Raw genomic sequence first — 25,346 nt, forward strand, 5'->3', positions numbered from 1 at the left:
CGGTGGAATTAACGCCGTTAATTAAGGACAAGTCAAGACTATCGAATTTTTTGAAGGATATACCAAACGATCCTGGATGTTATTTGATGAAAGATCGTGAAGATAGATTGTTATATGTTGGTAAGTCAAAAAAGTTAAGAAATAGAGTTAGAAGTTATTTTCGAGCCAGTGATGAATTGAGTCCAAGAATCTCTTTAATGGTTCGGCAAGTTGTAGATATTGAGTTGATAGTTACTGATACCGAAAGTGAAGCCTTAACTCTAGAGTCAAATTTAATAAAATCTAATCAACCCTATTTTAATGTTCTATTAAAAGATGATAAGAAATATCCCTATATTTGTATAACCTGGGGTGATAAATATCCAAGAATCTTTTTAACTAGGAAAAGACGGGAAAGACAGAAAAAAGATAAATATTATGGTCCATACGTTGATGTTTATTTACTTAGACAGACCTTATTTAGTATAAAAAAACTGTTTCCTCTTAGACAAAGAAGAATACCGCTTTACAAAGATAGAACGTGTCTTAACTATTCAATTGGAAGATGTCCAGGCGTTTGTCAAGAAGAAATAAGTTCAGAAGATTATAAAAATACACTAAAACGAGTTGAAATGATATTTCAAGGGAGAACCGAAGAATTGAGATTATTATTAGAAAAACAGATGCATTCTTTTTCAGATTCATTGAAGTTTGAAGAAGCTGGATCTGTCAGAGATCAATTAAAAGGTTTAGATAGATTGTATGAATCTCAAAAGATGATTATTCCTGATTCATCAGTATGCAGAGATATTATCGCATTGGCATCAGAGGAAAATGTATGTTCTATTCAAATTTTTCAAATGCGTTCTGGAAAATTAATAGGAAGACTTGGCTATTTCTCAGATACTAATAATCTAAGTACCTCTCAAATACTTCAAAAAGTTGTAGAAAATCATTACTCAAATGTTGATCCGGTAGAGATACCTTCAGAAATATTAGTTCAACATCAATTACAAAATACAGAATTAATATCAGACTGGTTAAGTGAATTAAAAAAACAAAAAGTTAATATTAAAATCCCAAAAAGATCTAAGAAAGCTGAAATTATAAAATTAGTAGAAAAGAATGCAAATATGGAGTTGCAAAGAATCAAACAATCTCATGATAAAAATCTAGTTGAGCTAGACGATTTAACCAATATTCTTGAGCTAATAAAAATTCCAAAAAGAATTGAATGTTACGATATTAGTCATATTCAAGGTAGTGATGCTGTAGCTTCTCAGGTTGTATTTATTGATGGTATTGCAGCTAGACAACATTACAGGAAATATAAAATTAAAAGTACAAATATAAAACTTGGACATAGTGACGATTTCGAATCAATGGCTGAAGTTATTACTAGGAGATTTAGAAGATGGGCTCGTTATAAAGAAGAAGGTGGCGATATGAATGAGCTATCAATGAATGAATCTAGTGTTTTAGATAAGTATAACTTAAATGACTGGCCTGATTTAGTCGTAATAGATGGAGGCAAAGGGCAATTAAGTTCGGTATTAAAGGCTTTAGAGGAATTGAATCTTGATCAAAATATAAATCTTATATCTTTAGCTAAGAAGAATGAAGAGATATTTATTCCAAATGTTAAACAATCATTAGACACTGACCCCAATCAGCCAGGAATGCTTTTGTTAAGAAGACTTAGAGATGAAGCTCATAGGTTTGCAATTACCTTTCACAGACAAAAAAGAAGCCAACGTATGAAACGCTCTCAATTAAATGAGATTCCTGGATTGGGACCACAAAGAATTAAATTATTATTGGAGCATTTTAGATCAATTGAGGCTATCCAAATGGCATCTCTTTCCGAGCTCACATCAACACCAGGCTTAGGATCATCTACTGCGGGTGTTATCCGAAAATATTTTCATCCAGAGAAAAATGATTAATTGATTTATAAATTATAACGAATCAGAGATGGTTAATAATTATTGATATAACTATCAATAATTCATAGAAATTGATAATTTAGGTTTTTATTGAAAATTAGAAGTAAAATATAAGCAAGTATCAAAAAAACTAACTGTGGCTGAAGAAAAGTCTAAACTTTTAATTTTATATTCAACCGTTGACGGACATACAAAACACATATGTGAATATATGTCAGAAAAACTTAATAAAGATAAGGAGATAACAATTTCTTCTCTTGAGGAATCCGCTAAATTTAATTTGAATGATTTTAGCGCAATCGTTCTTGGTGCAAGTGTAAGATATGGTTATCATCGAAAAAATGTTTATGAGTTTATTAATACTAATAAAGAAACATTAAAGAAAAAAAAGACTGCCTTCTTTTCATTAAATCTCACTGCCCGGAAACCCGAAAAAAATACACCAGAAACTAATCCCTATATTATAAAATTTCTTAAAAAAGTACAATGGGAACCAACCATCAAAGGAGTTTTTGCTGGCAGGCTAGATTATCCTAGCCTTGATTGTGCAAATAAATTAGCAATATTATTCATAATGGTTATTACAAATGGACCTAAGGATATCTCACAAGTTTATGAATTAACAGATTTCAAAAAGGTTGATGAATTAATTGAATCAGTATCCAAATTCTGATTTAATTAATATGTCTAATTTTGATAATCATAAGTTAATTAGAATAATTAAATCAATTACTAAATATAGTTGTCCAAAGTCAATCAACTTTCATATGCATTCAACATATAGTGATGGAAGTTTGACTGCTATAGAAATTTATAAACAAGCAATTGAACTAAATATTGAACATTATGCAATTACAGATCATCATTCAGTTGATGCATATGTTGAATTAAGTAAATCTATTGACGCTATATATAAAGATAGATCAAATTTTCCTAAACTTTGGACTGGAATTGAAATTACGTGTCTATTAAAGGGGTGTTTAGTTCATGTTTTAGGGCTTGGTTTTGATCATAAATCAAAATACTTATTACCTTATGTTGACCATAATTCTGCTATTGGCGATGAATTATTAGCTTCTACTGTAGTTGATTCGATTCATAAAGCTAATGGAATTACTGTATTGGCTCATCCTGCTAGATATAAGCTTCCATTTGATCTACTGATTAAAGAGGCATCAAAACTAAATTTTGATGCTGTTGAAACTTGGTATAACTATGAAAGAGCACATAATTGGATCCCATCGGAATTTATATGCGATAAAATATTTGATTGCGCAAACTCTTATTCATTATTATCAACTTGTGGTACCGATAGCCACGGACTATCTCTTCTTAGGCGTTAAATAATTTTTAAATTATTATTAGAAGTAAAGTTTTCAATTTTACTATCTATATCTGATAGTAATTTTTTTATAGATGATATTTCTTCAATAGTTGCATTTGTCCAAAGTTTTCTGTTAGATGCTTCTAGTAATCTTTCAGCGATATCTCTTAAAGCCCAAGGATTGTTTTCACTAATAAAATTTTTCGTATTATTATTCATTAACCAATTATTCACTATAGATTGATAACACCAATTAGGAACTAAGTTTGTGGTTGCATCATAAGAGAATAAATAGTCAAGGCTAGCTGACATTTCAAAAGCTCCTTTATATCCATGTTCTTTAATCCCCTCTATCCATTTAGGGTTTAATAATCTGCTACGAACGACTTTATCAATTTCTTTTGAGAGTTTATGAATTCTTGGACGTTGATACTTTGAATTATCTGCAAAATAGGCTTGAGGATTTGTTCCACTAGTTTTTTTAATCGCGGAAATTAATCCACCCTGAAATTGATAGTAATCATCTGAATCAAGTATGTCGTGTTCTCTATTGTCCTGACTATGAAGTACTACTTTTACCTTTGATAAATTACTTTCTAATCCATCTTTATCTTTTATGATTTTATTTGAACCTTCATATCTCCATTTACTCCATTCGATAAAAGCATCAGCGAGTTCTGATTGATTCTCCCAAGATCCACTATTGATTATTTCTTGTAATCCTGCTCCGTATGATCCTGGGGCAGATCCATATATTCTTGATTTTGTATTCCCATTTCTATATGACTCAGCAAGTGGATTATTAGAAGAGGATTCTTTTAAATTTCCAATAAGATTTTGACCTCTTCTAATCAATTCAATTATCTGCGGAAATGCATCCCTGAATAAACCAGAAATTCTTAATGTTACGTCTACCCTTGGTCTGTTCAATACACTCAGGGGAATGACCTCAACGTCAACTACTCTTCTTAAAGTACCGTCCCATATTGGCCTTAAACCCATGAGAGCAAAAAGCTGACAAATATCTTCTCCACCATTTCTCATTGTTGAAGTACCCCAAATTGAAATAGCAAGGTGTGAAAGATGTTCACCATTTTCTTGAAGGTAAAGTTCCATTATTTGTTCAGCACTTCTTTTCCCTAAGTCCCAAGCTGTTTCAGTTGGTATTGCTCTTATATCAACCGAAAAGAAATTCTTGCCTGTGGGTAAAACTTCTAATTTCCCTCTTGTAGGAGCCCCAGAAGGACCGCTAGGAATTCTTTTACCGCCTAAAGCCTTGAGAAAATTTGATTTTTCGTTAGCTGAACTATTTAATAGTTTCGGTAAAATATTATGTAGTAAATGATTTATAAAAATATTTGGTTTTTCATGATCTAGGTAATTTAAAATTTTACTATCAAGTTTAATCTTCTTTTTTGATTTATTCTTGTAATTAAGTTTTTTAAAACAATGAAACTCTATTATATATTTCCCGATATCATTCAGCCAGTCAACTACTTTACCGACTTTCCTTGCATTAATATCTGTATAGTCTTTAAATAAATCAATGTCAACTTGGTTTAAGTTTTTACTCTCTTCGTCACTCCAAGGGTCTAACGTAAAACCTAAATCTTCTGCTAAACCTTGTGTAAGACCGAGAATATTTCCTGTAGGTACATTAGAAATTGTGAGTGTTAATTCTAATAATTTATCTATACTATTATTAACTCCAAAAACATGAAGACCAGTTCTTATCTGAGAATTCTTAATTTCACATAAATAACTCTCTGCATTATCTATTAGATCTTGTATAATTAATTTATCTTTTTCTTCTTTTAATTTATTTGATTCAATACCTGGCCATGAATTTTTAATTAAAAGATCTAATATCTTTTTTTCTAATAATTCATTTCTATTATCGTTAATTAATTTAGATTCATAATATTCATCAATTAAATTTTCAATTATTAGCAGGTCATTATAACTACCGGCATGAGATAGTGGTGGAGTTAAGTGATCTATAATGATTGCATGTGTTCTTCTTTTTGCTTGAGAGCCTTCGCCAGGATCATTTACAATAAACGGATATATATTTGGAATAGGAGGGCAAAGAATAAATGGGAAACAATTATGACCTAAACCAACCCCTTTTCCTGGTAACCATTCCAAACTTCCATGTTTACCCAGATGTACAATTGCATTCGCTTCAAATATATTATATAGCCAACAATATTGTGCAATATATTTATGTGTAGGAGGTAAGTCGGGCGAGTGTAAATCTGATAAATTATCGCTCTCATAGCCCCTATTTGATTGAATTAAGACTGTTATATTTCCAAAGTTTATTCCATTAATAGGAAATCCAGACTTTTCTAATTGAAAAGAATCAGTTGGGTCTCCCCATCGATTTGATATCTTTTCTTTAACGTTAGATTCGAGTTCTTTCCAATAAATTAAATAATCTTGTATATTTAAATATGATTGAGGTTCATTTGCGATTGTCTCTTCAGAATTTGTCCTATAACTTAATAGAAGGTTAATTAATTCTTTACTATTATCAGGAATATCTTCATTTCCTAGATTATATCCCTCGTCTTTAAGCCAGTTCAAAATATTTAATAGGCTTTCGGGTGTATCTAAACCAACTCCATTAGCAATTCTTGAGTCTTTTACCGGGTAGTTTGCTATCACGAGAGCTATTTTTTTATTTGAATTATTAGTTTGTTGTAGATAAGTTAGATTTTTTATATATTTTATGCACCATTCAATATGTTTATCATATGGCTCTGTTTTATATACAGCAATTGATAATTCTTTATCTGTATAAGTAAGGTTTTTAAATGCAACTGGAATTGTACATATTCGTCCATCCACTTCTGGTAAAACAACTTGAATTGATAAGTCAATGGGGTTAAGACCTACTGTAGATTCTTTCCACTCAGTAATTGAAGAGCTAGATATTAGTAATTGATATATAGGTATATCTAATCTATCCCACAAGTTTTTTTTCACATCATCATGCTTATATTCAACTGATGAAAATGAGGTTGTAGTTATTATTGCTTTTATGTTCTCTTTCTCTAATATTCTTATTATTTGATTCTCTATATCTTTAGATTTAAAACTTGTAATCCATATTATTTTGGCATTTAAGTTATGTTTATTAGATATCTCATTTATTTTATCAGCTAACTCTGTATTACCCGATTGTAATAATGATTTATAGAGAAATACGGCAATAGATGGATTTCCATTATTTTTCCATTTCCATTTTATTAACCCATTATTATATTCAATTAAATCTGAATTTAAATTAATTTCTTCATAAGCAATTATTTTCTCTAAGGTTTGAAGCATATAATTATAGTTTTTTATACCTCCTTGATTTAAAAGTGTTTGAATTAAATCAACTTTCTCTTGATTTAAGCTACTAATTTCTTGAACATCATTCGCTGTACTTTCAATTCCCGAGACTACTATCAGATGTCTATTTGGTTTCTCTAATTGCCATAAACCTAATTGTTCAAAGCCATAAGACCAGTATGATCTTGACCCTAAAAACCTAACAAGAATAATTTCTGCTGTATTACATGTATTAGCTATATAATGATCGATTGATGCATTTGAAGATAAATAAGCTATAGGTAATGCTCTTATTTTATTTTTCCACTTATTATTGACAGGGAGCTTTAATACTGATGATAAACAGGTTATATCAGATGTAGCGCTAGTTAGGAAGACAACTGGAGCTGATGGCTGTTCGATAAATGTATTTTCTTCTTGAGGTTCATTCCCTTGAAGGCTGGAAATTCTATGCATTCATTTATTATGTGTAATAAGAGCAGTAAAAACTGAAATGCTGATTGTTTTCATCTTAGCTGGGACTGATAATGCATAATTTTCTTCCATTTGCTTGGTTTGAAGGGCAATGTATCCCATTTGATGAGGCGAAGCTATCTATAGCTACTCATGCACTTCATTATGGAACTGCAGCTTTTGGAGGAATGCGGGCTATTCCTGATCCAAATAATAGTAAATCATTTTTATTATTTAGAGCAGACAAACATGCAAAAAGATTATGTCAAAGTGCTAAATTTTTGATGACTGAATTAGATGAGGATTTTGTATTAAAGTCTCTTGAAACTTTTCTTGTTAAAAACAAACCGACTCAACCTGTATACATCAGACCATTTGTATATACTAGTGACTTAGGAATTGCGCCAAGGTTACATAATATAGAAACTAATTTCTTTATTTATGGAATAGAACTAGGTGATTATCTATCACCTGATGGGGTTACTTGTCGCGTTAGTAGCTGGACTCGTCAGCAAGACAACTCACTTCCATTAAGAGGTAAAATTAGTGGAGCTTATATCACTAGCTCCTTAGCCAAAACTGAAGCAGTAAAAAGTGGATTTGATGAAGCACTATTATTAAATAGTCAAGGAAAAATCAGTGAAGCTAGTGGTATGAACATTTTTATAGTACGTAATGGTGAATTAATTACACCTGGTGTTGATCAAGATATTCTTGAAGGAATAACTCGTTCAAGTGTTATAGAACTAGCAAAAAAAGATGGATTAAAAGTTATTGAAAGGCCAGTTGATAAAACAGAATTGTTTATATCTGATGAGGTATTCCTTACAGGAACGGCGGCAAAAATTACCCCTATAAAAATGATTGAAACTACATCAATGAGCAAAGATATGCCAATAATGAATTCATTAAGAACGAAGTTGACTAAAATTACAGAAGGTTTAGTTCCTGAATATGAAAATTGGGTTAAGCGTATACACATAGATTAAAATAACATTATATAACTTATTTAAATTAATGATTTTCATTCTAATAAGTTAAATATATAATTTATGACTGATTTTTTAGGCTATCTCAACTCTGAAAAGAGACCGATATTAGTCTTTGATGGCGCTACCGGCACGTCTCTGCAAGATCAACAACTTAATGCAGATGACTATGGCGGAGCTTCATTAGAAGGTTGTAATGAAAACCTTGTATTGACATCAGTCTCCAGCGTCGAGAAAGTACATGAATCATTTTTAAATGCAGGTTGTGATGTAATCGAAACAAATACATTTGGTGCTACTTCAATTGTTCTAGATGAATATGGAATTGGAAATAAAGCTTATGAGATCAATTTAAAAGCAGCACAAATAGCAAGGAATGTTGCAAATAAATATCAATCAGATGAAAAACCAAGATTTGTAGCTGGATCTATTGGACCAACAACCAAGCTACCAACCCTAGGTCATATCAGTTTTGATGAGCTAAAAAATTCTTATCTTGAGCAAGCTAAAGCACTAATTGAAGGTGGAATTGATCTTTTTATTATTGAAACTTGCCAAGATGTCCTTCAAATCAAGGCTGCACTGCAAAGCGTAAATGAAGCTATTGGTTATGGAAAGAGAATTCCATTAATGGTGTCGGTAACCATGGAAACCACCGGCCAGATGCTTATTGGTAGTGATATTTCTTCTATTACAACAATACTGGAGCCATTTAATATTGATATTTTGGGCCTTAATTGTGCAACTGGCCCGGAAGAAATGAAAGATCACATTAAATATTTATCGCAACATTCACCATTTCATATAAGTTGTATACCAAATGCAGGACTTCCAGAGAATGTAGGTGGCAAGGCTCATTATCGATTAACTCCAATGGAACTTAAGTTCCAACTTAGTCATTTTATTAATGATTTAGGAGTTCAACTAATTGGAGGTTGTTGTGGAACTAGGCCGGAACATATTAAGCAACTTTCAGATTTATCTAAAGAGCTTTTAACTTCTGAGCAAAGATTTGATACTCTTTCAAAAGAAAGATCTATAATTCCAGCTGCATCATCAATATATGAGTCTATTCCCTATGTGCAAGATAACTCTTTCTTGATCGTAGGTGAGAGATTAAATGCTAGTGGATCTAAAAAAGTAAGAGAACTCCTTAACGATGAGGATTGGGACGGACTTGTTGGAATTGCTAAATCTCAACTGAAGGAAAATGCTCATATTTTAGATGTAAATGTAGATTTTGTTGGAAGAAATGGGATCGAAGATATGTCTATGTTAGTCAAAAGACTTGTTAATAATATTAATTTGCCTTTAATGCTTGATTCAACAGATTATGAAAAAATGGAGAGTGGGTTAAAGCATGCTGGCGGAAAATGTATTTTAAATTCTACTAATTATGAGGATGGACCAGATAGATTCTATAAAGTAATTGATCTTGCTAAACGATACGGCTCAGCGGTCGTAATTGGAACAATTGACGAAGATGGAATGGCTAGATCTGCTGATAAAAAAGCAGAAATAGCAACAAGAGCTTATAAGGATGCGACTGATTCTGGATTAAAATCTTATGAACTTTTTTATGATCCGTTAGCATTACCTATCTCAACAGGATTAGAAGAAGATAGAAAGAATGGTTTAGAAACTATAAATGCAATTAAGTTAATTAAAGATAAATTTCCAGAAGTTCATTTAATCCTTGGAATTTCAAATGTAAGTTTTGGTTTATCTTCTAGTGCAAGAATTGTTCTTAATTCTATCTTTCTTAGTGAAGCAATTAAGGCTGGTCTTGATTCTGCAATTGTTTCTCCTTCCAAGATTTTACCTCTAAACAAAATAAGTGATGAAGAGATAAAAATTTGCCTTGATCTTATTTATGATAGAAGAATATTTGAAAATAAAGTATGCACATATGATCCTTTAACAACCTTAACTAGTTATTTCGATGATTCAAAGACACTTTTAAATAAAAGTACAAATAATGATGATATTAAATTACCAATAGAAGAAAAACTAAAAAATCATATTATTGATGGTGAAAAAACCAATTTACATTCAAATCTTGATTTCGCATTAAAGAAATATAAACCTTTGATAATAATTAATGAATATTTATTGGATGGCATGAAAGTAGTTGGTGAATTATTTGGGTCTGGTCAAATGCAATTACCCTTTGTTCTCCAATCTGCGGAAACAATGAAATTTGCTGTTTCATATTTAGAGGATTTTATGGATAAATCTGAGGTTAATCAATCAAAAGGAAAATTTATTATCGCTACAGTTAAAGGTGATGTTCATGATATTGGTAAAAATCTAGTAGATATAATTTTATCTAATAACGGTTATGAAGTTATTAATTTAGGAATTAAGCAAGAAGTCAATTCAATAATTAATGCTCAGAAAGAGCATAACGCTGATTGTATTGCAATGAGTGGACTACTAGTTAAATCAACTGCTTTTATGAAAGATAATCTTAAAGCATTAAATGAAGAGGATATATCTGTGCCTATTATTCTTGGTGGAGCAGCTCTGACTCCAAAATTTGTTAATCAAGATTGTGCAAGTGTTTATAAAGGGAAGGTTATTTACGGTAAAGATGCTTTTACAGATTTAAAATTTATGGATTCATATATGAAAGCTAAGGAATTAAATAACTGGGATAATTTCTCAGGTTTTAAAGAAGGTGCTCCCGAGGGGATTACTATTGGTAATTATAAAAATACAAATACATATCAAGAAATTAATATCAATAAAATCAAAGAAAAGCCTATTGAAGATAACTCAAGATCAAAAAATATTCCTCAAATAGATCCTATTAAACCACCATTCATAGGCCCAAAGTTTTTACTAGAAAAAGATATAGATATAACTAAGGTTTATACTTTCTTAGATCGTAATGCTTTATTTGCAGGCCAATGGCAAATGAAACGTTCCAAGGAGATGTCTGCATCCGACTATAAGAATTTTTTACTAGAGAAGGCAGAACCGAAATTAGATTACTGGATGAATAAAATAATCAATGACAAGCTTATTAACCCCTCATTAGTCTATGGGTATTTCCCTTGTGGTAGAGATGGTAATTCTTTAAATATATATGATAAAGATCACCAAAGTCTGTTGGGTAATTTTTTATTACCCAGGCAAAGATCCGGAAAAAGATTTTGTATAGCAGATTTTTATAATGATTTAAATAACAATCAGCCTGAAGATTATTTGCCAATGCAAGCTGTAACAATGGGAGGATCAGCTAGTGAATATTCACATAAATTATTTAGTCAGGATTCATACTCAGATTATCTATTCTTTCATGGTTTGACAGTCCAGCTGGCGGAAGCACTTGCTGAATATATACATTCTGTTATTAGGATTGAATGTGGATTTAAAGACTGTGAACCAAATAATATAAAAGATATCTTAGATGTTAAATATCGAGGATGCCGTTATTCTTTTGGCTATCCAGCTTGTCCTGAAGTTTCTGATTCTAGAAAACAATTGTTATGGCTTGATGCTGAAAAAATTAATATCTCTATGGATGAAAGTGAGCAACTCCATCCCGAACAAAGTACAACAGCTATTGTTGCATTACATCCAGTAGCTAAATACTTTGGTATTTAAATATTTTCTTGAATCTATAAATTAATCTAGAAAATTAGTTATTCATTTCATCGATAGTTTCCAGTACTTCCATCTGAAACTCAGCCATTGATTCCGAGTCACTCAAATCAATCCCCTCCCCGGCAGCATTTTGAGTTAATTCCTGAAAGTGAAAAGCACCTTCACCTGTTGCCAAAAATTCCATGGCAGATGTTTCTCCGCTCTCGCGAAACGCATCGCAAAGAGCCAAAAAAGCTTCGTCTTCAGAAAAGTCCCAATCCATCGAGGACACATTACTGAAAGAGGTTTTACCTCTTTCCCCCCTGCTTTCGTCAACCTTATTTGCTAATAATCTGAAACTATTTTGCAAATTGATAAATTTGAATTTTCTTTGTTTATCCCAAAACCTCTCCAGTACAATAGATCTCGGGATTATGCTCATTTAATTACCAATTGATTATTCATGACTTTTTTTCTTTTGATTTTGGTAAATTTTATTTTATAAAATTTCATACAACAATTTTTCAAAAAGAACTTATCAGGAATAAATCGACCTGTAGATGCCCATAAATCGTCCCTAGAGAGCCAAACCATTCAGCTAGATTAAAATCCCAGCTTTCATACCTTTGAAGCCTTAATAGGCATAAATTACCTGATTTAGAGAAGTTTATGTTATTTTTCAGGTACTTGGTAATTGATCATTAGTGGGTAGTTACTAAGCTTTTTATTTAATCTTTATGTTTTTGAATATTAATAATATAATTGAACAAGATTTTTTATCAAAGGACTATTTGAAGTGAAGAGCCAACTTATATGGGCTAAAGCTCTTCAAATTAGTAGAAAAGCTGTTAATTCTGGGGCTGTAATTCCTCTAGAAACCCAAAAATATAAAACAAATAAATCATATTGTGATTATGAGTTACGTATTCTTTTTAGTCATATTCCAAGGTATTTAATTGAATATGGTCCAAAAAGAAACCCGTTTATTCCTTGGGATACCAGACTCGAAATAAAATCTGTAAATCGTAAACATACACTAATTCTTAATAAATATCCAGTTCAAATTGGACATATGTTGTTAATAACAAATAAATGGAAACCGCAAAATGGATGGCTTGATAATGATGATTTCGCAGCTATAAAAGATGTTGATAATGATACTACTGGTTTATGGTTCTTTAATAGCAGTAAGGAAGCAGGTGCAAGTCAACCTCATAGACATTTTCAATTGTTACCAAGACATAATAATGAGAGTATTTGCCCTAGATATGATTGGTTCTGCTCATTATTAAATTGTAAAAATAGTAATAATAGTAAAAAATCTCTGATTTCTTCTTCTGTTTCAATTAAACGAAGGAATAATAACTCATATTCAAATTCAAATGACTTATATAGTTCATACAAATCTTTGATTCATGAGATGAAATTAGGTGATATTGATTTAGATAGTAAACCTTTAAAACCATATAATTTAATTATTACTTCAGAATGGATTGCACTTATAACGCGTAAAACAGATAGGGCATATGGATTTAGTATAAATGCTCTTGGTTTTGCAGGATATTTTCTTGGAACAAAAAGATCTGATGTAGATCAACTTATTAAGTTTGGTCCAGAGCAAATATTGAAAGATGTAATTGAATAACTAAATCAGAGTTGATTTAGCTTTCAATACCTGAACTGCTTGTATTCATTTGTTCTTCCAGCTTTGATATTGATGCAGTAATAGCTGCAAGCTTTCTTTCATAGGATTCTTTAACAGAGATTAAAAAATTTAATTTCCTCGCTTGAAAAAATTTTTTTCTTTCGCTCCAATTTTGGGAGGATGTGCAGAAGGCCATCTAAAGTTACTGATTTTTTTAAATAATACTTAATAGAGTTGATCGATGTGGCTATTTCCTAGTTTTTAAACAATGTATCCTAAATTATATTCATTTCATGATTAGTTTAATTATATAAATTCAAAGCTAAAGGTGTGTTGAAAATAAAAAGAGCATTAATATATGAATAGTTTTTAGGATCTTGTGACGGAAGGTGAAGAAAAAGATATTAAGAGAATTTCAATTGATTTACCAATTGATCTTATTGAAGGCGTCGATCGCCTTCGTAAAGAGTGGGGATTTAGGAGAAGAGGACAGGTTTTCGAGAGACTTTTACAAGTTATTTTACCAAAGGATTTAGATGAAGAAATAATTGAAAATGAACAATTAGATTTAACTTATAATGGTATTCATGACTCTATAAGCGATCAAGGTGGAATTGAAAATAGTAAAAAGGAAGAAAAAGCATTAGTGATAGTAGGAAATAAAAATATTGAAATAAAAAATGTAATTGTAAATGATGTCAAAACTAATAATGCAAAAACTAATCAAAAGCTAACTGTCTCTACAGGAATTGAATTACCAGGTTTTATAAGAAAGCAAGCGACAAACCTGAAAAAAAGTTTGAGTAAAGATAAAACTTTTAAAAATATGGAAGATACTTCAATAACCACAATTAATATTGATGATTTGATAAAGGCGAAAGACGCTGCTGACAAACATTGGATATACCTTTATGGGCAAAAACCGACTGATAGTGTAATTGAGGCATCAATGATTTGGCTTGCAAGAGATATCTGGCCCCATGTCGATGGTACAGAAAACATACCTTTTACTTGGAATGCTGCTTGTAAAATGCTTAATTCATATTGCCGTGATTGGAATATCGACTCAGTAACTTTTGATCATGTTGTCATCATGGCAGGTGCTCTCGAAGACCCCTTTTCAACTAAAAACTTAAGGAATAGAATTCCCACTCTTATTCGAAGGTTTGTGAATAAATTCAAACGTAGTCAAAATGTGACTTCGTTCCAAACACTTGAGTCAACTATGACTGTTCACGGTGCTCTAAAGTTACTGGGTTTACCAACAAAGGCGGGATCATCTCTGACTCTGTCATTCATCCGAGACGCATACAAAGAAAAAGCTCTTTCCAATCACCCTGATGCTGGAGGATCAAACGAAAACATGAGAAAATTAAACGAGGCTTATCAACTACTAAAAGATTTATACAAAAATTAGTTCTCACTAGTCTCATGCCTGTCTATAGTCTAGTCCAATAAAGCGAATCATATAAGAATTTGTAGACTATTTGGATTGTGTTTTCATTCATTCTGATGCCGGAGGATCAAACGAAAGCATGAGAAAATTAAACGATGCTTATCGACTACTAAAAAAATTATATAAAAATCAGCTCCAACGAATCTCGTTTTGGTCTAATATTTAGTCTAATAAATCGACTCACGTAAGACTTAATAGAATTAATTCCATTTTTTATGTACGGTTCAAGTTTTTTGATACTTGAATCGCTCGCATCAATTATTTGCTGGTTCTTTTGTGCAAAAAACAAATCAATAGTACTAGAGACGTCCTTCAGTGCATTTTTAAATGCAAGAATGTTTGCGTTTTTGATAAGTAGTATTCATCTATTCTTCATATCTCTATCGCCTGTAAATGTCCATTATTTGTCCATTTAAATTTCCTGGTTTAAATAGCATTGGTATGACTAGCTTTATAATCGTGCATAACTGCTTAATAGACAGTTATGCACGATTATTGATAGTAAATCGACTTAAATTACAGGTGAGCAGAGAATTCAGTTGTACCGTCGAACATTCCACTTCTCTAAAGTCTCTAGTGAGACTCTAAGTGAGTCCTAGATAGATTCTTTGCTGAGATTCGTAAGAATTTAATTTAAATGTTTTGTTTTGAGAATAGCTTCGAGTTATGCCTTTAGCCTTTTGGATTTAGTCAATATTTTTTAACCAAAAGAATGATTGCTATGTAAGCCAATAGATTATAAATATAATTAAAATTTTTATTAAATAAATTAAGTCTAGCTTGTCTCGATTTGTCTCTGTCTTGGACTCTAAATAAGACTCTTCTTGGACTAACGAGACTAGCTCCTTAGTTCGGCGTTTATTTTTTCTTTAAGAGCGGTTCTTACTTTTTCGTGTATTGGATTTATATCTTCTTCTACTAGAGTTTTCTTAGGATCTCTATATTTTATTCTAAAAGCCTGGCTAACTGAATCCTCGGGAATTGAAGATCCCTCGTAGCGGTCTATCAATTCAACTTTCTCTAAGAGTGGTCTTCCAGATTTCTTTATTAGGTTAATTATTTCTAATGAGCTATATTTTTTTGAGTGAATAAGTGCAATATCTCTTTCCATAAAAGGAACAGTGGGATAATCCTTATAAATTCTTGTCCAGTTTGTTTTCCTTGTTGCTGCTTTAATTAAGGAATCAAAGTCCAGAATAAATAAGTAGGTTTCTTTAATTACATCATATTTCTCAGAGAGAGAAGGGTGAATTTGTCCAAAGAAGCCGATACTTTTACCCTCAACAAACAATTCAGAGGTTCGACCCGGATGCATGAAATCTTTGTCGGTAAGTTTCTTGTCAACAGTTTCAATTCCTAGAACTTCAAGAGATTGTTGAAGTTTTCCTCTTGCTTCAAAATAATCTAAACATATTTTTTTTGATGATTTGCCCCACTTACTGATTCGTTTATTACCAGTTAAAGTACCTGCTAATAAATTTGTTTCAAAAAAGTTTTTGTTATCTTTTTTGTATGTCTTTGCTATTTCAAAGATCCAACAACCTTCAGCACCAAACGATACATTTCTCTGAAGAATATTAAGATGTTCATCCCATACATTTGTTTTTAATCTACTAGTCTCAGATAGTAATGGATTTTTTATTATTACAGTATTTTCATCAGTGTTATCAGGACCAACAAGTGATGAAGTCACTACTTCTTGAAAACCATTGTGGATAAAGGAATTTCTTAAACGTCTTTCAACCAAATTTTCAGGTTTTAGTACTCCTGGCTCAAGTGGATCTGGCATATTCGAATCAAAATTATCATATCCAATAAGTCTTGCTATATCTTCTATTAAATCGATTTCTCTTGTTAAATCAGATGATCTGTAAGGAGGTATCTCTACATCCCAGCCAGTAGAATTTGATGTAATTAGGCAGCCAAGTTTTGTTAGAAGAGGCTCAATATCATCCTTATTAAGATAATGGAATTTATTAGAACTATTATTTAAGTGATTATTATCTATGTATCTCAATTTACCTAGAACTTTGTTTATTTTGTCTATTCTAAGATTGACACTAATATCATTTCTAATAAATTCATTATTGACATGAGTCGATATTATATTACCACCTAATTCTAGCGAAATAAGATCACTAGCTCTTATTGAAACTGCAATTGTCATGTTGGGTGATATCCCCTTTTCGTATCTACTACTTGCCTCTGTTCTGAGCCCTATTTCTCTACTACTATTTCTAACTGATCTAGGAGTAAATACAGCTGCTTCCAACCAAACTCTAGTGGTTTTAGCACTTACGGAACTGTTGTTTCCTCCGATAACCCCAGCTATTGCAATTGGTATATCGCAGCATGTAATTATCTTTATATTTTCATTTAATTTATATTCTTTTTTATCGAGTGCAATAAATGATTCACCTTCCCTACCATTTCTAATACCAAAATCATTTTGCATAACTATTCTACCAACTATATTGTCTAATAGATCAGCATCAAATGCATGTAGTGGCTGCCCTTGCTCAAGCATTAAAAAATTTGTTATGTCTACAATAGGGTTTATACAATTTTGCCTTAATGAATTTAATTTGTTAGATATAGATTTATTTATCTTTCCGGTATTGTCTATATTATCTATATACGTAAGTGAATAAATAAAGTCTGCTCCTATTGTTTCTTTTTCTCTTATTTGTGGCTCAAATTTTTCAAATTCTTTATTGAAATTTAAAGTTGGTAATGTTAATTTTGAATTTGTTATTATTGATATTTCTCTTGCTATACCAGCCATAGACATACCATCAGGTCTGTTAGCAGTAATAGCTAATTCAATAATGGTGTCATTCAAACCAAGATAATCGACAGCATTGGAACCAATTGGGGGGATATTTCTTTTACTTTCTTCAAGTATTTCTATACCTTCATTACTACTTTCAATCCCTAATTCATCCAATGAACAAATCATTCCTGCGCTGTCTACCCCTCGTAAATTAGATAATTTTATGTTTAATGACTTTGAAGATAAATAGGCTCCAACCTTTGCCACAAGCACGTGATATCCGGCTTTTACGTTTGGTGCGCCACAAACAATACTTAACTTTTTGGGTAAACCAACATCTACTGAACAAACTTTGAGCTTTTCGGCATTTGGATGTGCTGTGATTTCGTCAACATAACCAATAACAACATTCTTCGCTTGGGCTGATAAGTCTTCAATTGATTCAACTTCAAAGCCTGTCATTGAAAGCTTTTCAGCCAAATCATCAATATCATTGTTAAATTCGACAAGATCTTTTAGCCAAGAAACTGATACCTTCATGATTTGCTCTGACAGGAGTTAAACATAGGTGCTCGAATGAATTTATAAAAAAGGGTGCTTAGCCTAGTAAGATTGTACTTTGTTCCCTAGACTCACAAAAGTTGAGCTAAGTTCATATGGCTAAAAAAGGTACCAGAATAGTGGTCACTTTAGAATGTACTGAGTCTAGATCTGTACCTAGCTCAGAAAAGCGTTCTGCAGGAGTATCTAGATACACCACAGAAAAAAATCGTAGGAACACTACTGAGAGACTGGAACTTAAAAAATTCTGCCCTGAATTAAATAAAATGACCATTCATAGAGAAATCAAATAATCATTTCTTTTTATACACACATTAAAAATGACTAATTCACTATTCAAACAAAAGCTCTCTCCTATAAAGCCTGGAGATCCTATTGACTATAAAGACGTAGAATTATTAAAGAAATTTATTACAGACAGAGGAAAAATCTTACCTAGAAGACTTACTGGGTTAACAGCTAAGCAACAAAGAGACTTAACCACAGCAGTTAAAAGAGCACGTATTATTGCCTTACTTCCCTTTGTTAATCCAGAAGGGTAAGTTAATATTCTATTAATAATAGAATGTGCAATAAAATTATAGATAATGAAGTTAAAAATATAATTTCTAGATTTAAACAAACAAATAATGTAAATACTTCTGTTAAAGACCTTACATATCTTAAAACATATTCAATAGATGATTCTCAAACGTCTGAAATAGATGATGCCATTTCTTTAGAGAAAATATCTTATCAACATAAGTTATGGATCCATATAGCTTCCCCTAGTTCATATTTTGAATATCAGTCAGCTATCGATAAGAGGGCAAGGAAGCTTATTTCAACTGTTTATTTATCAACTAATACTTATTATATGCTTCCTGAAATTTTAATTAATAATGTTTTTAGTTTAAGTGATAAAGAAAAGAGAGTATCATTAAGTTTAGGTGTTATTTTTAATGAAGACGGTAGTATTGGCTCTACAGAAATAGTCCAGAGTATTATTAAAGTAAACTTCAGATTAAATTATACTGAAGCTGATGAATTAATAGATTATGCGCCAAAAGAAGAAGAAGATTTAAGTATTATCTCTGAAATTTTACAAAGTAGAAAATGTTGGAGACAGAATTCAGGTGCCACGGAAATATTAGAATCATTTGGAAAGATTATTGTAGAAGATAATAATCCCTCCCTTAAGATAATAGATCCAACGTTATCGAGACAATTAATAAGTGAAGCAATGATCTTGTATGGAAATCTTATTTCAAATTTTACTAAGGTAAATAATATTCCTGTTCCATATAGAGTCCAACAAAGTATAGATAAAGTTTCTACAGATAATATTCAAGATTCAGATAATAAAGTTTTATATAATTTTGTACTTAAGAAAACAATGGGTAAGACATATTATTCGATAAATCCAATCTCGCACTCAAGTTTGGGATTAAAATCTTACGTGCATGCCACCTCACCGATTAGAAGATATGCTGACTTGTTAGTTAACTACCAATTAAATAGATATCTCAATAATAAAGACCTTATATCTAAAGAAGATATTGAACAAATTATTCATAAGATTAATAATCAAGGAAGAGAAAATATTATGAGATTTAGAGAAGATCAAAAATATTGGATAAATAGATGGTTCGAAAATAATTCTATTAAGGAACATAATGTTATATTGCTAAATTGGATTAATAGATATAAAAACATTTGTATTTTATACTTTCTAGACTATCATTTCTCTACTATATGTAATCTCAAATCAAAAAAATCCTTAAATGTCGGCGAGAGCTTTAAGGTTGAAAATATAGTCAATAGTAATAACAACGATTTAATATTTTTTGAATTAATTTCATTATCAAAATAAGCGTTCATCATAAGTGTGCAAGAGTTTTAAAAATACAATATAATAATTAGAATATATTATTAAAATGAAATACACAATTACAACACCACTATATTATGTTAATGACAAGCCTCATCTAGGTAGTTCATATACAACAATCGCTTGTGATGCAATAGCTCGATTTCAAAGACTAAGTGGAAATACAGTACTTTTTCTTACTGGCGTTGACGAACATGGTCAAAAAATAGAGCGAACCGCAGAAAGTAAAAACCTTCAACCTCAACTACATTGTGATGAAATCACAGAAAAATATAAATTTTTATGGGATAAATTAAACATTAGTTATGATCGCTTTGTTAGAACAACTTCTGAAGACCATGCATCATTAGTTTATCAATTTTATTCTAAAGTTTTGAAATCTGATGATGTTTATATGGGTAGACAAAGTGGCTGGTATTGTGTTGGATGTGAGGAATATAAAGATGTAGCTGAGGATGATAAAAGTCCAATATGTTCTATTCATAAAAAGGAATTAGAATGGAGAGATGAGGAAAATTTATTTTTTAAATTATCAAAATATCAAGAGCAAATTGAAAAATTGATTCAAATTGATGGTTTTATTTCTCCTAAAAGTCGAAAAAATGAAATTTTCAATTTTGTCTCAAAAGGGTTAAGGGATTTCTCAATTTCTAGAGTAAACTTAAAATGGGGTATAAAAGTTCCTGGAAAAAATGATCACACTTTTTATGTATGGTTCGATGCTTTATTAGGTTATATTAGTGGATCTCTTTGTGATCAAAACTCTCCTGATCTTAGCGAGGAATCGTTATGTAACTGGCCTGCAAATATACATGTAATTGGAAAGGATATACTCAGATTTCATGCCGTTTATTGGCCAGCAATGCTTCTCTCTGCTGGTATGAAACCACCTGTAAGTGTTTTTGGACATGGGTTTTTAACACGAGAAGGCCAAAAAATGGGTAAATCATTAGGTAACGTGCTCGATCCGATTAAACTCTTGGAATATGGGGGTATAGATGCGATGAGATGGTATCTTTTAAGAGATATAGAATTTGGTGAAGATGGTGATTTTCAAATGAGAAGATTTGTGGATATTGTTAATAGTGATTTAAGTAATACCATCGGTAATTTGTTAAACAGAACAATTACAATGTCTAAAAAATGGTTTAATGATAAAATTCCAATAGATAATACTTGTTTATCTGAATCTCCTCTTAAAGTTCAGTCAGAGATAAAAATAAATGAATATATGAAATCATTTAAAGATAGCAATTTTAAAAATGCAGCAAATGCAATTATTGAACTCTCTAATAGCGCTAATCTATACTTAAATGATCGTGCACCATGGAAGCTAATTAAAGATATAACAAATAAACATACTGTTGCTCTTGATATATATTCTGTACTTGAATCTTGCCGAATTATTGGAATATTGCTAAATCCTTTTGTTCCTAATTTAAGTATTAGAATATTAAATCAATTAAATATTGATCCCAATACTATAAATTTCCAAAAATCATTACATTGGGGTTTGTTAGATCCTCATAATGGACTACAAGACCCTTCTCCTGTAATGGATAAAATTGAATTTTATGAGAATTCTGTATAGTGAAATATCTACCGATTTATTTTCTGCTAATAATTTCAACTTTTCCTTTTTTTGGGTGTCAAAAATCAAATAAATCTTCTACTCAGCTAGATAATAAAAGCTACATTAACGATTTTGAACTACTTCAGGAGAATCCAAATAATCAAACAAGCGTAAGAATCACTAGTCCTAAAGCCATAATTGACCCAAAAAATAATGATATAGATATATTTGACAGCTCAATTGAATTACTTAATAAAAATGGTCAAGACTTTAAAGTTAAGTCTGGCAATTCAACTCTAAATAATTTAAACAATTCTATTAGAGCTTTTAATAGTGTAAACATATCATTTCTTGACAATCAGGATTACTATATAAAAACTAATTCGTTTGATTGGAATTTAAATACCTCTATTATTGATATAAATGATCCAGTTTATATTAATTTTGATAATACTAGGATAAATGCATCCAATGGATTTTATAATATTGATGCAAGCCTACTTAAGATAGAAAATATTCAATTCAATAGATATATATATAATTCAAATGGTGAAGAGGAGTATCAGGTGAAAATTATTTCTGATTTTGTAAAATGGTTTAAAAAAGATAATACTTTAGTATTTACATCTAACGAGAAACAGGTAGAAACAACTATTAACTTCTTACTTACTCAGTAGTACATATAACTTATCTGACCATCCTGATATCCATTTTTCATCTGAATTGGTAAATGATCTCTTTGACCAACCCCCAACTATTGTAAGGCCTCTATTTTCAAGAGGATAAACAATCACTGCAGGCAAATTATTTAGAACGCCATCAAACTCATCTCTCCCTGGAAATAATTCAGTATTAACTAATGAGATTAATCGTTTTTGATCAATTGATCTTTTACATATTTCTCCAGGTTCAAATATTTTTTCAGATATCAAACCTCTTCTAAGTATTACTTTATTATCCCAATATATTAATATTGTACTAGCTGCCGTTGCAGTAAGTATTTGCTGACTTCCCCACGCCAATTCATTTCTTTGATCGTCAGTTAATTTAGTACAAAGTTCAAAACCCTCTTTTCCATCCAAGCTAACCTTAGAAGGTTGTTTAGGTTTAATTTCAGTCCATAGATAACCTATTGTTATTAACGCTATTGATGCAATTCCTGATATTGTCTCTGCTCTTACTAGAGTTGGATTAACTTGATTAGCAGTTCCAATATTTATAATTGATAAAATTAGTAAAAAAGATCCAAATATTATAACCAAGGTAGAAACTTTATACATTTATCTATTCAATATTTTAAATAAATATATTAATTCTTTATTATACATATCAATGCTTACCTTTATTCTTTAATCACTATAGATATAATATATTAAAAATACAATTAATAGATTTATCCAATAGCTCAGAATATGATCACACCAATAGCCAAAAATTATAAAGGACTCATATCAATTACAGGACCGACAAGAAGTGGAAAAAGTAAATTAGCTGAATTTTTAATATCGGAGCAAGATCCCGTCACTTACATAGCAACATCAAAACCAAGACCAAATGATTCAGATTGGAAAAAAAGAATCGACGTTCACAGGAAGAGAAGACCTGATAACTGGACGCTAATTGAGCATCCAAAAAACATCAGCAATGCAATTGAATCGATTAAAGGAAACCAGTCAATATTAATTGACTCATTAGGTGGATTAGTGGAACAGCACCTTATAAAAGATGACGATCAATGGGATGATTTCCAAATTAAATTTCTTAACTGCCTTTCAGGAGATATTTTATGTATTGTTGTTGTTTCAGAGGAAGTTGGCTGGGGAATTGTACCCGCCACACCAATTGGTCATTTATTTCGTGAACGACAGAGCACCTTATCCTCATTGATAAGTCGCCATTCAAAACAAAGGTGGCTTGCTGTCAATGGCACAGCTATTGACTTAGATAAATTTGGTGATCTAATACCATGAATTCATTAAATAGTTTTCGACCAAGAGTCGCTTTATTTGAACCAAGAATTCCACAGAACACAGGAACAATTGGTAGATCATGCTTAGCCTTTGATATGTCGTTAGATATTATTAAGCCAACTGGCTTTAGCTTTGAAGATAAATATTTAAAAAGAGCTGGTTTAGATTACTGGCCTTATGTCGATGTACATTTATATGAATCATTTGAAGATTATAAAAATTCTTTTAAAAACTCAAGAATTATTGCTCTGACTAAAAAAAGTGGCAACTCAATCTCGAATATTATTTATAAAGAAACAGATATACTTTTATTTGGAAGAGAGGACACAGGTTTACCAGATAACGTTATGAACAAGTGTGAAATAGTTGCGGGTATACCTATGCCTGGTGGTGAGAATAAATTAAAAGCTGGTGGAGTTAGGAGTTTGAATTTATCTGTTGCTTGTGGGATAGTTTGTTATTCAGCTTGTTTGCAATTAGATTTACTAAGTAAATAGTTTTTGTTTTATCCAAGATAGTTACAATATAGGACACCGTCATTAATTACATTAGTATCGTCTATCTCAATCCATTCTTTATATTCGTCATAAAGTGACTCCTTATTCTTACCTTGTAAACTATTAAGACGCTTAAGTGATCCGTTAAGCATTACCTCAACTGCTTGTAAAGCTCCAGATTGCATTGAGGACATATGTGAACTATCTCTACTTATATTTTAAATGATACATATGCTTGCTTCCGTTACATTTATTACACATTGCCAAATCATAGTAATAATTATTTAAATTAGATCAATTAGCTTACAAAGTCTTTAATAAAATCAATACTTGTATATTTTGAATTGACAATAAATTTGATTATATTACGGGATTTACTAATTAACCTTTTTTAGTCAAAATATTATAATCACGAAAGCAAAAGTGATTCAAATGTCAAAAGCAAGCTTGATTGATAGCTGTGAGGTGACTCTTAATTCTGCAATCAAAAGACTTTCTATTCTAGAAGGTAAAAATAAGAAAGCTCTAGAATGTGAGTTTAAAGAATGGATAGATGCTATTGAAAGCGATGATAAAAATTATGACGTTTTATTTGTCAATAAAATTAAATAAATCTGTAATGAATTAGGCCCTAGGATACAAGTCCGGTAATCTGATATCCTAATCGTTAATTATATTGGGATTCTCTCTATCACACTTCCTTGCTGCATTAATTATGATTATTAATGGTATTAATATTACGAAAAAATAAAATGCACAAGTATAAGATCCCAGGAACAGCAGCATTTCCATAATTAGTGAAAAAGAGTGCTGTTGCTAACGAAAATATATCAAACATCAATGTATTATTTACACAACTAATATTATTTCTGAACGTGGCTTATTCCATCGAAAAAGTGTCATTAATAAATGTATTTTGCCCAATTTTTTTTTTGGTGATATTAAAGCTTTTATAATTGATATCTTTTAAATCAATCACCATTTAATAGATATTAATATTTATTGAGTTGAGCTTATATTAATAATTAATTGTATATCTTATTACCAAACTATTTAATTAATTTAGTATCGAACCTAAATAAAACTTTGCATAGATTCTGATAATGAATTATAGTATATATAAACAATGGATTAAAATATGAATCTAATAGGTTTGATACTAAAAAACATTAAAAATCTTTTACCCTATTTTTTATTAATTGTATTGTATTTCTTTTTTATAAATCTTGAAACAATAGAAGAACAAAAAAATAAATCTATAAAGAAATCTGATATTCAGCTTAATGAGGAAGAAACAAGGATAGACGATAAAAAACAAATAAGAATATCCATACCTGTATTTCCATATAGTGAATAATTTTCTACCTAATATTTAAT

21 protein-coding genes are annotated in these 25,346 nt (G+C 30.8%); 16 read left to right on the plus strand and 5 right to left on the minus strand.

Annotation, left to right across the window (positions count from 1 at the left end):
* Positions 1 to 2 precede the first annotated feature (2 nt).
* The 3 genes from uvrC (at position 3) to AC6EIW_RS01700 (ending at position 3,268) form a co-directional block, all read left to right on the plus strand.
* A complete protein-coding gene (gene uvrC, locus AC6EIW_RS01690; protein ID WP_498520897.1) occupies positions 3 to 1,925 on the plus strand; it encodes an excinuclease ABC subunit UvrC in 1,923 nt (640 codons plus the stop codon).
* Between the two features lie 136 nt (positions 1,926 to 2,061).
* Positions 2,062 to 2,598, plus strand: coding sequence for a menaquinone-dependent protoporphyrinogen IX dehydrogenase (hemG, locus tag AC6EIW_RS01695; RefSeq protein WP_498520898.1), 537 nt, complete (start codon positions 2,062 to 2,064; stop codon positions 2,596 to 2,598).
* A 10-nt stretch (positions 2,599 to 2,608) separates the two neighbouring features.
* Entirely contained in the window at positions 2,609 to 3,268 is a 660-nt protein-coding gene (locus AC6EIW_RS01700) for a PHP domain-containing protein (protein WP_498520899.1), read from the plus strand.
* Here AC6EIW_RS01700 and cobN read toward each other — a convergent pair.
* A complete protein-coding gene (gene cobN, locus AC6EIW_RS01705; RefSeq protein WP_498520900.1) occupies positions 3,265 to 7,047 on the minus strand; it encodes a cobaltochelatase subunit CobN in 3,783 nt (1,260 codons plus the stop codon). The two genes, AC6EIW_RS01700 and cobN, sit on opposite strands and share 4 nt — an antisense overlap.
* A gap of 71 nt (positions 7,048 to 7,118) precedes the next feature.
* Here cobN and AC6EIW_RS01710 point away from each other — a divergent pair, with 71 nt between their 5' ends.
* Both AC6EIW_RS01710 and metH read left to right on the plus strand, forming a co-directional pair.
* Positions 7,119 to 8,033 (plus strand): branched-chain amino acid transaminase, encoded by a 915-nt coding sequence (locus tag AC6EIW_RS01710; protein ID WP_498520901.1) that lies wholly within the window; start codon positions 7,119 to 7,121, stop codon positions 8,031 to 8,033.
* Positions 8,034 to 8,096: 63 nt separating this feature from the next.
* Positions 8,097 to 11,645: a methionine synthase gene (metH, locus tag AC6EIW_RS01715; RefSeq protein WP_498520902.1), complete on the plus strand. Its 3,549-nt coding sequence runs from the start codon at positions 8,097 to 8,099 to the stop codon at positions 11,643 to 11,645.
* Positions 11,646 to 11,679: 34 nt separating this feature from the next.
* Here the strand turns inward: metH and AC6EIW_RS01720 are convergent, their stop codons facing one another.
* Complete coding sequence (locus AC6EIW_RS01720; protein WP_269625503.1) at positions 11,680 to 11,907, minus strand: DUF8667 family protein; 228 nt, start codon at positions 11,905 to 11,907, stop codon at positions 11,680 to 11,682.
* A gap of 513 nt (positions 11,908 to 12,420) precedes the next feature.
* Here AC6EIW_RS01720 and AC6EIW_RS01725 point away from each other — a divergent pair.
* Entirely contained in the window at positions 12,421 to 13,269 is an 849-nt protein-coding gene (locus AC6EIW_RS01725) for an ATP adenylyltransferase family protein (protein ID WP_498520903.1), read from the plus strand.
* Between the two features lie 379 nt (positions 13,270 to 13,648).
* Positions 13,649 to 14,686 carry a molecular chaperone DnaJ gene (locus AC6EIW_RS01730; RefSeq protein ID WP_498520904.1) on the plus strand — a complete coding sequence of 346 codons (1,038 nt, stop codon included), beginning with the start codon at positions 13,649 to 13,651 and terminating at the stop codon, positions 14,684 to 14,686.
* A gap of 877 nt (positions 14,687 to 15,563) precedes the next feature.
* Here the strand turns inward: AC6EIW_RS01730 and pheT are convergent.
* Positions 15,564 to 18,038, minus strand: coding sequence for a phenylalanine--tRNA ligase subunit beta (gene pheT / locus AC6EIW_RS01735; protein ID WP_498520905.1), 2,475 nt, complete (start codon positions 18,036 to 18,038; stop codon positions 15,564 to 15,566).
* Positions 18,039 to 18,154: 116 nt separating this feature from the next.
* Between pheT and rpmG the strand changes: the two genes are divergently transcribed.
* From rpmG to lptC, 5 genes are all read left to right on the plus strand, one after another.
* The gene (rpmG, locus tag AC6EIW_RS01740) at positions 18,155 to 18,352 is read left to right on the plus strand and encodes a 50S ribosomal protein L33 (RefSeq protein WP_011823694.1); all 198 of its coding nucleotides are present in this window, start codon (positions 18,155 to 18,157) and stop codon (positions 18,350 to 18,352) included.
* 27 nt (positions 18,353 to 18,379) lie between these two features.
* Positions 18,380 to 18,601 carry a 30S ribosomal protein S18 gene (gene rpsR, locus AC6EIW_RS01745; protein WP_011293874.1) on the plus strand — a complete coding sequence of 74 codons (222 nt, stop codon included), beginning with the start codon at positions 18,380 to 18,382 and terminating at the stop codon, positions 18,599 to 18,601.
* Positions 18,602 to 18,624: 23 nt separating this feature from the next.
* The gene (locus tag AC6EIW_RS01750) at positions 18,625 to 19,911 is read left to right on the plus strand and encodes a ribonuclease catalytic domain-containing protein (RefSeq protein ID WP_498520906.1); all 1,287 of its coding nucleotides are present in this window, start codon (positions 18,625 to 18,627) and stop codon (positions 19,909 to 19,911) included.
* A gap of 64 nt (positions 19,912 to 19,975) precedes the next feature.
* The gene (gene metG / locus AC6EIW_RS01755) at positions 19,976 to 21,520 is read left to right on the plus strand and encodes a methionine--tRNA ligase (protein WP_498520907.1); all 1,545 of its coding nucleotides are present in this window, start codon (positions 19,976 to 19,978) and stop codon (positions 21,518 to 21,520) included.
* Positions 21,520 to 22,179, plus strand: a complete 660-nt coding sequence (gene lptC / locus AC6EIW_RS01760; protein WP_498520908.1) for an LPS export ABC transporter periplasmic protein LptC — start codon at positions 21,520 to 21,522, stop codon at positions 22,177 to 22,179. The genes metG and lptC overlap by 1 nt, the downstream gene beginning before the upstream one ends.
* On the opposite strand, the gene AC6EIW_RS01765 is transcribed toward lptC, so the two are convergent.
* The gene (locus tag AC6EIW_RS01765) at positions 22,165 to 22,782 is read right to left on the minus strand and encodes a cofactor assembly of complex C subunit B (protein WP_498520909.1); all 618 of its coding nucleotides are present in this window, start codon (positions 22,780 to 22,782) and stop codon (positions 22,165 to 22,167) included. The two genes, lptC and AC6EIW_RS01765, sit on opposite strands and share 15 nt — an antisense overlap.
* Before the next feature lie 132 nt (positions 22,783 to 22,914).
* On the opposite strand from AC6EIW_RS01765, the gene AC6EIW_RS01770 reads away from it, so the two are divergent.
* Positions 22,915 to 23,472, plus strand: a complete 558-nt coding sequence (locus tag AC6EIW_RS01770; RefSeq protein ID WP_498520910.1) for a bifunctional adenosylcobinamide kinase/adenosylcobinamide-phosphate guanylyltransferase — start codon at positions 22,915 to 22,917, stop codon at positions 23,470 to 23,472.
* Complete coding sequence (locus AC6EIW_RS01775) at positions 23,469 to 23,969, plus strand: tRNA (cytidine(34)-2'-O)-methyltransferase (protein WP_498520911.1); 501 nt, start codon at positions 23,469 to 23,471, stop codon at positions 23,967 to 23,969. The genes AC6EIW_RS01770 and AC6EIW_RS01775 overlap by 4 nt, the downstream gene beginning before the upstream one ends.
* Before the next feature lie 8 nt (positions 23,970 to 23,977).
* On the opposite strand, the gene AC6EIW_RS01780 is transcribed toward AC6EIW_RS01775, so the two are convergent.
* Positions 23,978 to 24,163, minus strand: coding sequence for a hypothetical protein (locus AC6EIW_RS01780; protein WP_498520912.1), 186 nt, complete (start codon positions 24,161 to 24,163; stop codon positions 23,978 to 23,980).
* A gap of 238 nt (positions 24,164 to 24,401) precedes the next feature.
* Between AC6EIW_RS01780 and AC6EIW_RS01785 the strand changes: the two genes are divergently transcribed.
* The gene (locus AC6EIW_RS01785) at positions 24,402 to 24,581 is read left to right on the plus strand and encodes a hypothetical protein (RefSeq protein WP_498520913.1); all 180 of its coding nucleotides are present in this window, start codon (positions 24,402 to 24,404) and stop codon (positions 24,579 to 24,581) included.
* Between the two features lie 526 nt (positions 24,582 to 25,107).
* On the plus strand, positions 25,108 to 25,326 hold the full coding sequence (locus AC6EIW_RS01790) for a hypothetical protein (protein ID WP_498520914.1): 219 nt from the start codon (positions 25,108 to 25,110) through the stop codon (positions 25,324 to 25,326).
* Positions 25,327 to 25,346: the final 20 nt, after the last annotated feature.

This window comes from Prochlorococcus sp. MIT2308 (assembly GCF_059772345.1).

Bases quoted from the DNA above. Each gene is read 5' to 3' on its own strand.
- AC6EIW_RS01710 (WP_498520901.1), top strand. From the start codon at position 7,119: ATGCATAATTTTCTTCCATTTGCTTGGTTTGAAGGGCAATGTATCCCA.
- AC6EIW_RS01765 (WP_498520909.1), bottom strand. From the start codon at position 22,782: ATGTATAAAGTTTCTACCTTGGTTATAATATTTGGATCTTTTTTACTA.
- AC6EIW_RS01780 (WP_498520912.1), bottom strand. From the start codon at position 24,163: ATGTCCTCAATGCAATCTGGAGCTTTACAAGCAGTTGAGGTAATGCTT.
- metH (WP_498520902.1), top strand. From the start codon at position 8,097: ATGACTGATTTTTTAGGCTATCTCAACTCTGAAAAGAGACCGATATTA.
- metG (WP_498520907.1), top strand. From the start codon at position 19,976: ATGAAATACACAATTACAACACCACTATATTATGTTAATGACAAGCCT.
- cobN (WP_498520900.1), bottom strand. From the start codon at position 7,047: ATGCATAGAATTTCCAGCCTTCAAGGGAATGAACCTCAAGAAGAAAAT.
- AC6EIW_RS01790 (WP_498520914.1), top strand. From the start codon at position 25,108: ATGAATCTAATAGGTTTGATACTAAAAAACATTAAAAATCTTTTACCC.
- AC6EIW_RS01770 (WP_498520910.1), top strand. From the start codon at position 22,915: ATGATCACACCAATAGCCAAAAATTATAAAGGACTCATATCAATTACA.
- AC6EIW_RS01700 (WP_498520899.1), top strand. From the start codon at position 2,609: ATGTCTAATTTTGATAATCATAAGTTAATTAGAATAATTAAATCAATT.
- AC6EIW_RS01785 (WP_498520913.1), top strand. From the start codon at position 24,402: ATGTCAAAAGCAAGCTTGATTGATAGCTGTGAGGTGACTCTTAATTCT.
- AC6EIW_RS01720 (WP_269625503.1), bottom strand. From the start codon at position 11,907: ATGGATTGGGACTTTTCTGAAGACGAAGCTTTTTTGGCTCTTTGCGAT.
- rpmG (WP_011823694.1), top strand. From the start codon at position 18,155: ATGGCTAAAAAAGGTACCAGAATAGTGGTCACTTTAGAATGTACTGAG.
- AC6EIW_RS01750 (WP_498520906.1), top strand. From the start codon at position 18,625: ATGTGCAATAAAATTATAGATAATGAAGTTAAAAATATAATTTCTAGA.
- pheT (WP_498520905.1), bottom strand. From the start codon at position 18,038: ATGAAGGTATCAGTTTCTTGGCTAAAAGATCTTGTCGAATTTAACAAT.
- rpsR (WP_011293874.1), top strand. From the start codon at position 18,380: ATGACTAATTCACTATTCAAACAAAAGCTCTCTCCTATAAAGCCTGGA.
- AC6EIW_RS01775 (WP_498520911.1), top strand. From the start codon at position 23,469: ATGAATTCATTAAATAGTTTTCGACCAAGAGTCGCTTTATTTGAACCA.